Genomic DNA, 5225 nt, shown 5'->3' on the forward strand with positions numbered 1-5225 from the left:
GGGCTTGGCCACGTTCGTCGTCAGCATCCGGTCAAGCTCTTCGCGCCATGCCCCCATCCGCGGATAGGGCTGATGCTTGCGCTCGTAGCGGAACTCGGTCTCGTCCGAGCGCAGCACCTTGCGCACCACTTTCCGTGAAACCTTCAACTCGCGGCAAATCGCCTTGATCGACTTGCCCTGAACCCGCGAAAGCCGGCGTATCTTTGCAATCGTCTCCACAATCAACATCCAAAACACAAATGCCTCCGATGAAACCGGAGGCATTTTGATGACCCCACGTTAAGGGGTCCCGTTTGGACGAAAATCACCCCTTAAACAGGGTCCTCATTCCATGAAAAATCACAGTCTGGAGCAATATGAATGATCTCATACCACTTGTGGGCCTCGCTGGCGGCCATCATCGCGGTTCTGGGCCTACTCACCCTCAGCCACGTCAAAGCCTACCACGCAGGCGCTGCAGCCGAGCGCCTGACCACTCTCAACCGATCCGTCGAAGTCTTGCGCGAAAGGAACGCGACCGATGACCAGATACGCAACCTGGACGATGCTGGCTTGTGTCGTGAGCTTGGCGGGCTGCCAGACGAGTGCGCCCGCTTCGGTCTGTGATGGCTGGCGCAAGCTGACGCCAGCGCCGCAAACCCGCGCTTTCATCATCGAGCATGACCGGCCCTTTGCGGAAGGCGTAGCAGCTCACAACGGTTTCGGCACGCAGCGCGGCTGCTGGCAATAGGTATGGACGGGGCATGGTCGATACGAGCTTGAACAAACTCTATGAAGCGATCGGCGGTTTGACGGCCGAGGTCCAAGGTCTACGTCGCGACGTCCAGGAGGACCGCAGCACGTCAGCCACACACCGCCAGGGGGTTCGTGAAGAACTCTCCAACTTGGTCATTCGGCAGACACACATCGAAACAGACATGCTGGCCCTGAAAAACAAGGTTGAGGGCATGGAGAAGGTAACTGTCGAGGTGACGACGCTGACCCACAAGGCAGCGGGGGCGGGCACGCTTGGGCGCGGGTTACTCAAACTCGGCGGCTGGCTGTTGTCCGCAGCTGGTGGCTTTGCAGCAGCATGGACGCTGCTGACAGGGCGGCCGCCCCCATAGCTGTCGCCGGCAGTCGATAGAAGTTAGAGCGAGGATCTACGATTTGTCGGTCTTTACCTCTCGCAGCGATGCGCTGTGTTGAGCCCCGTCATTGTCGTTGCGGTTGAGAGTGACCGTGCAACGAGCGAGAAAATTCCAGTCAGGCCCGCGCTCAATGATGATAGGGAGATCTGCTATCTCCTCGAAATAATGCTCATGACTTGAATATGGGGAACTATATTCGATCACTGCGCGCCATCGCTTGTCCCCGTGGAGAGTGACTACGTTGGTCATCAGGTGGCGCGATCTTTGGCTAATGCCTTCTCCAAATCAGCCGGATCGATTTCTATTATCTGGCTGGCTAACCGACCGGTTGTCATAGCAGGAAGGTGGATGTAGGTCGCTATCCGCCGAAAAGCGATGAAAGTAAGACCATCCAGCTGCTCTTCGTCGGACTCGATACGATACTCGCCGGGCGGCTGTGCCTTCGCAAACCCGTGGAGGAAGAAGTCTGAGGTAAAGGTTACGCTAGAGCGTTGTGTACGGAGTTCCATGGCCTGGGTGCCCTTCAAGGACGGCGGGTCGGTGGGGTTTCCGACGCGTATTTGCTCGCAGCAAAGTCTTTGAGCGTGCGAACCTCTAAGCTTGCGCTTGAAATGCGTTCCAATTGCGTTTGAAAGCCATGAGGGCGGCGACCAAACGTGACTTAGTCAGCTCCGATCGACTGCTTTATTGTAGCAAGAATTCCGACCTTTGAGATCAGTATGGTGCGATGCCTAGTTACTCGGGCTCTTGCTCGGTGGTCGGAAATCCGGCGCGCCATTTTGCTCGGTCGTCTGCTGCAGCGCCCCCTTCGTTTTCCCACCGGTCCAAGCTTGGCTTCTGGTTAGGCGTGGGATCGGGGGCGAGATGTCCTTCGGTCAACAGGATATCAAAATGTAGAAGGACATTGCTTGAAGCGGCCTCGCTGGTGAAAGCGCCGACAAGAGCGGCGTCTGATGTTTCAAGATAGGGGAATTTGCGCCGAATGGCTTTCAGCGCTTCGGCCATGTTAAGCGTGTGGTTGTTGTCTTGGGCATAGTCCATGAATGCCCCGATCTCTTCGCGCACGTTAGTAGGAATGTTGATAGATGTCGGCATCGAATTGACTCCTTTGGAGGACAACTTCGCGTGACCCGTCATGTTCCCAATCCCTTCAACAATGTGTTGTGATCTCCGCAGGTCCTTCTGAAATCATCAATTCATCACGCCTTGTGTTGAACACAATAAGCGCGTAGGGTGAATTTATCGATCTTGCTTACGAACTTTGCTTTTGCGCTCCGGCGCTTCTCCGATTTTCCTTATCAGATTCGTGTTGTACGGCGTCTGCCACTCGGCGGACGACGGTTTTATTCTGTCGATTTGAAAGGAAGTCGTCATGAGCACTGGAACAATCAAGTTCTTCAATTCCACCAAAGGTTTTGGCTTTATCGAGCAGGATGGCGGCGGGGACGACGTGTTCGTTCACATTTCCGCTGTGGAGCGCGCAGGTATGCGCACGCTCGTGGAAGGCCAGAAGCTTAGCTTCGACGTCGTGAAAGACAATCGCAGCGGAAAAGCTGCAGCCGAGAACCTTCAGGCTGCCTAACTTATCACGCCTCGGTCTTTGACCACGGATGTACTGGCACTGGCCCGCGAGGCGTTTAGAGGAAGGTCGGGATTTCCCGGCCTTTTTCGTTTTCAAGGAGACTGACTATGGACCAAGCTGCAATCGCCGCGATTTTTCGCCCGAAGCTTTCCAAGCAAGAAGTCAAGGCAGACGAGGTTACCCGAAACGTCCGAGTGATCTTGGATGCGGAGGTGGCGAACCGCTTGTCTAAAACCGAACGTTTGCGATCTGCGCGCGTGGCACGGGACGCGAAAATGCCAGCCGCACCTGTCAAGAAAATCCGTAGCCTCGGAAGTCGCGCAAAGTAAGTTTGGGAGGAAGCTTCCGCTTCGTGATCAAGAGCGGTTTGCGCCTTAGTCAAACAGCCGAGTGGGCCCCTGACGGAAGTATTTTAGACCAAGACTGCGAGGAACTCTCGCCACCTGCAATGGTTTTACCTTGAAGGAGAAAGCCGATGGCAAGCAAGAATGACTGGACAGACCCAAGCAGCGACGTGGAGGCTGAGATTAAGCACCTGGTCGAAAACACGGATCTTTCCCCCCTGCAGGCAGGGAGCTGGTGGCGAAGCATGGCATTGATCGCAGGAAGCTTCTTGAAATAGCTCGCACCATGAAGGCGGAGGGGTGATCTTACACCGCAGCATTTTTGATGCATTAGGTTACCACGAAAAAGAAACCCCGCCACTCGGATTGGGGGCCGGAGTCGTGACGGGGCCTTTCTGGGAAAGCCTGCTCCCAGATGCTCAAATACTACGATTTCTGCATTCAGGCAAAGGAAAAGCGAATAGTCGCAAGTAATGTTGCGCGCTGCAGCGAAAATTACCTCGAAGAAAATACCCAGCAGCTTGCGAACGATCAAAGCGGGTCAGCTTACTCTACGGCATGATGTGGCGCCTAGGAGGCTCCGATGCTAGAAAAGCCGATAGTGACATCAAGCGAAGCCGCAAGCGCTCGCGATGAAAAGGCCAGCAGCCTTATGCCCATGCTTATCGCAGGCCTGATCCTCGTTGTGATCGGTGGCATTGTGGTGATGTGGTTCGTCTAAGCGCCGTGGATAAATGCCCCGCGCCGTCCAGGAGGTGAGGGCGACGCAGGGCTGCCCGACTGTGTAGTAAGGATGAGGAGACAGCCGAGCGCGTAGTTATCGGAAGCTGACCTTGCGTCGGGCTGGATAAAGGAAACCCCGCCGGAGCGGGGGAGTATCTTAGAAATAAAGGGTCGGAGAAATTTTACCCATCATCTATGACCGGCTTCACTCCGAATACGGCACTCGATATCGAAAGCAGGATCAGGGCGTTCCACAACAATAGAACAAGCGCGGTACCATTCACGAGGGATTGTCCGGTAGTAGAGCCTGTCACAAAGGGTTTGATCACAACGAGCACTATTGCAATCACGAAAAGCGCGATCAACCAGTGGACGGACGATTGGATTCCTCGCCGTGTAGTGGGGAAAAGGTTGTCGGCTCCAACCCTTTCCTCAATCGAATTTAGGCTGAGATGAAGTTGCGCGGCCGCAGCAATGGTTATTGCCAGAATGACCCCCAGGACTGCTAGAAGTTCGTTGCCAACGAACCCCGCTAAGAAGCTGTGCTCGTCGCTCAACGCCGTCGGGTGAGACATGGCAACTACGCCGACAAATGTGACGCCACATATAAGAACGCAGTAACCTATTGTCTTTGTCATTTTCGGAACAACGCGTTGATGAGCAGCCACAATAGTTCACGTTTATCTATATCGCCATCCGTAGGAATATAAACCTCTTGCACTCCCTCGCGAGAGTGGAAACTTGCCTTATCCAGCGTTTTTGCCTTGATTTCTCCCCCGCCAGTGGTCGCGTATTCAGCCATTTCCCGTATGCGCTGGTGGTCTAGGCTCATGCCTTCATCATTAGCCAATACAACACGGGCTCGTTTCGCTCTATATTTGTCGCGCGCCACCTTCATCTCTGCATCAACGTTTGTCCGATCGCCAAACATATTTGGCGCGTTGAGATCAAACTGTATGAATGAAATGTTTTCTGGGTGGCGCTCCAAAAAATCAACAAAACTTTGAATCTTGGAGATTGGATTCCCGGCGATATGGAATGGCGCATGCGGAAGTGTGTTGATGTGCGCCGTCATTGAACGCAGCAGCGCAAGTGGATCCCCGAGGCTGCTTATCTCAAAGCCGAATTTCTGCCCATCGTCATGATGCTGAGGATCGATGACGATGTGAGCGACGTCCCAAGACGCTCGCTCAAACGGTTCCAGGTCTTCCGATGGTGGCAGATGATCACGAACAGTCCGCTCCCGAGCGACCTTCCCCATCTGGTATTCGGTCTGGTCGCTCAGTTCGAACCCTACAGGAACATAGTGGTACAGCTTTTTGTGCTGGAAGACAAATGGCTCGCTGAATACACGCCGCAACCAAGTCTCCCGTGAATCAGACGACGAAAATAGGTCTCTGGTTTCGTTCAATATCAATCTAAATAGTTGAAAGCGCACGTGCCCCC

9 protein-coding genes and 1 pseudogene are annotated in these 5225 nt (G+C 54.3%); 6 read left to right on the plus strand and 4 right to left on the minus strand.

The window, feature by feature from the left end:
• Nucleotides 1-228, minus strand: a pseudogene (locus BMZ42_RS17590) (IS21 family transposase); the annotation flags it as partial.
• Nucleotides 229-360: 132 nt separating this feature from the next.
• Between BMZ42_RS17590 and BMZ42_RS18135 the strand changes: the two are divergent.
• Nucleotides 361-606, plus strand: a complete 246-nt coding sequence (locus tag BMZ42_RS18135) for a hypothetical protein (RefSeq protein WP_175556784.1) — start codon at nt 361-363, stop codon at nt 604-606.
• Nucleotides 607-743: 137 nt separating this feature from the next.
• Nucleotides 744-1106: a DUF1515 family protein gene (locus BMZ42_RS17600; RefSeq protein WP_091525170.1), complete on the plus strand. Its 363-nt coding sequence runs from the start codon at nt 744-746 to the stop codon at nt 1104-1106.
• 272 nt (nt 1107-1378) lie between these two features.
• On the opposite strand, the gene BMZ42_RS17610 is transcribed toward BMZ42_RS17600, so the two are convergent.
• Both BMZ42_RS17610 and BMZ42_RS17615 read right to left on the minus strand, forming a co-directional pair.
• Nucleotides 1379-1639, minus strand: a complete 261-nt coding sequence (locus tag BMZ42_RS17610; protein ID WP_091525185.1) for a hypothetical protein — start codon at nt 1637-1639, stop codon at nt 1379-1381.
• Between the two features lie 226 nt (nt 1640-1865).
• Nucleotides 1866-2225, minus strand: coding sequence for a hypothetical protein (locus tag BMZ42_RS17615; protein WP_139208008.1), 360 nt, complete (start codon nt 2223-2225; stop codon nt 1866-1868).
• A 277-nt stretch (nt 2226-2502) separates the two neighbouring features.
• Here BMZ42_RS17615 and BMZ42_RS17620 point away from each other — a divergent pair, with 277 nt between their 5' ends.
• The 4 genes from BMZ42_RS17620 (at nt 2503) to BMZ42_RS18145 (ending at nt 3777) form a co-directional block, all read left to right on the plus strand.
• A complete protein-coding gene (locus BMZ42_RS17620; protein WP_091525176.1) occupies nt 2503-2712 on the plus strand; it encodes a cold-shock protein in 210 nt (69 codons plus the stop codon).
• Between the two features lie 107 nt (nt 2713-2819).
• Nucleotides 2820-3041 carry a hypothetical protein gene (locus BMZ42_RS17625; RefSeq protein WP_091525178.1) on the plus strand — a complete coding sequence of 74 codons (222 nt, stop codon included), beginning with the start codon at nt 2820-2822 and terminating at the stop codon, nt 3039-3041.
• 146 nt (nt 3042-3187) lie between these two features.
• A complete protein-coding gene (locus BMZ42_RS18140; protein WP_175556785.1) occupies nt 3188-3334 on the plus strand; it encodes a hypothetical protein in 147 nt (48 codons plus the stop codon).
• 305 nt (nt 3335-3639) lie between these two features.
• Nucleotides 3640-3777, plus strand: a complete 138-nt coding sequence (locus BMZ42_RS18145; RefSeq protein WP_175556786.1) for a hypothetical protein — start codon at nt 3640-3642, stop codon at nt 3775-3777.
• 636 nt (nt 3778-4413) lie between these two features.
• Here the strand turns inward: BMZ42_RS18145 and BMZ42_RS17635 are convergent.
• The coding region (locus BMZ42_RS17635) for a hypothetical protein (protein WP_210185248.1) at nt 4414-5225 on the minus strand (812 nt) is incomplete at its 5' end.

This window comes from Aquamicrobium aerolatum DSM 21857, from assembly GCF_900113935.1.
Taxonomy (GTDB): Bacteria; Pseudomonadota; Alphaproteobacteria; order Rhizobiales; family Rhizobiaceae; genus Aerobium; species Aerobium aerolatum.

Coding starts and splice junctions, on each gene's coding strand:
- BMZ42_RS18140 (WP_175556785.1), top strand. CDS start 3,188: ATGGCAAGCAAGAATGACTGGACAGACCCAAGCAGCGACGTGGAGGCT.
- BMZ42_RS17615 (WP_139208008.1), bottom strand. CDS start 2,225: ATGCCGACATCTATCAACATTCCTACTAACGTGCGCGAAGAGATCGGG.
- BMZ42_RS17600 (WP_091525170.1), top strand. CDS start 744: ATGGTCGATACGAGCTTGAACAAACTCTATGAAGCGATCGGCGGTTTG.
- BMZ42_RS18145 (WP_175556786.1), top strand. CDS start 3,640: ATGCTAGAAAAGCCGATAGTGACATCAAGCGAAGCCGCAAGCGCTCGC.
- BMZ42_RS17625 (WP_091525178.1), top strand. CDS start 2,820: ATGGACCAAGCTGCAATCGCCGCGATTTTTCGCCCGAAGCTTTCCAAG.
- BMZ42_RS18135 (WP_175556784.1), top strand. CDS start 361: ATGATCTCATACCACTTGTGGGCCTCGCTGGCGGCCATCATCGCGGTT.
- BMZ42_RS17620 (WP_091525176.1), top strand. CDS start 2,503: ATGAGCACTGGAACAATCAAGTTCTTCAATTCCACCAAAGGTTTTGGC.
- BMZ42_RS17610 (WP_091525185.1), bottom strand. CDS start 1,639: ATGGAACTCCGTACACAACGCTCTAGCGTAACCTTTACCTCAGACTTC.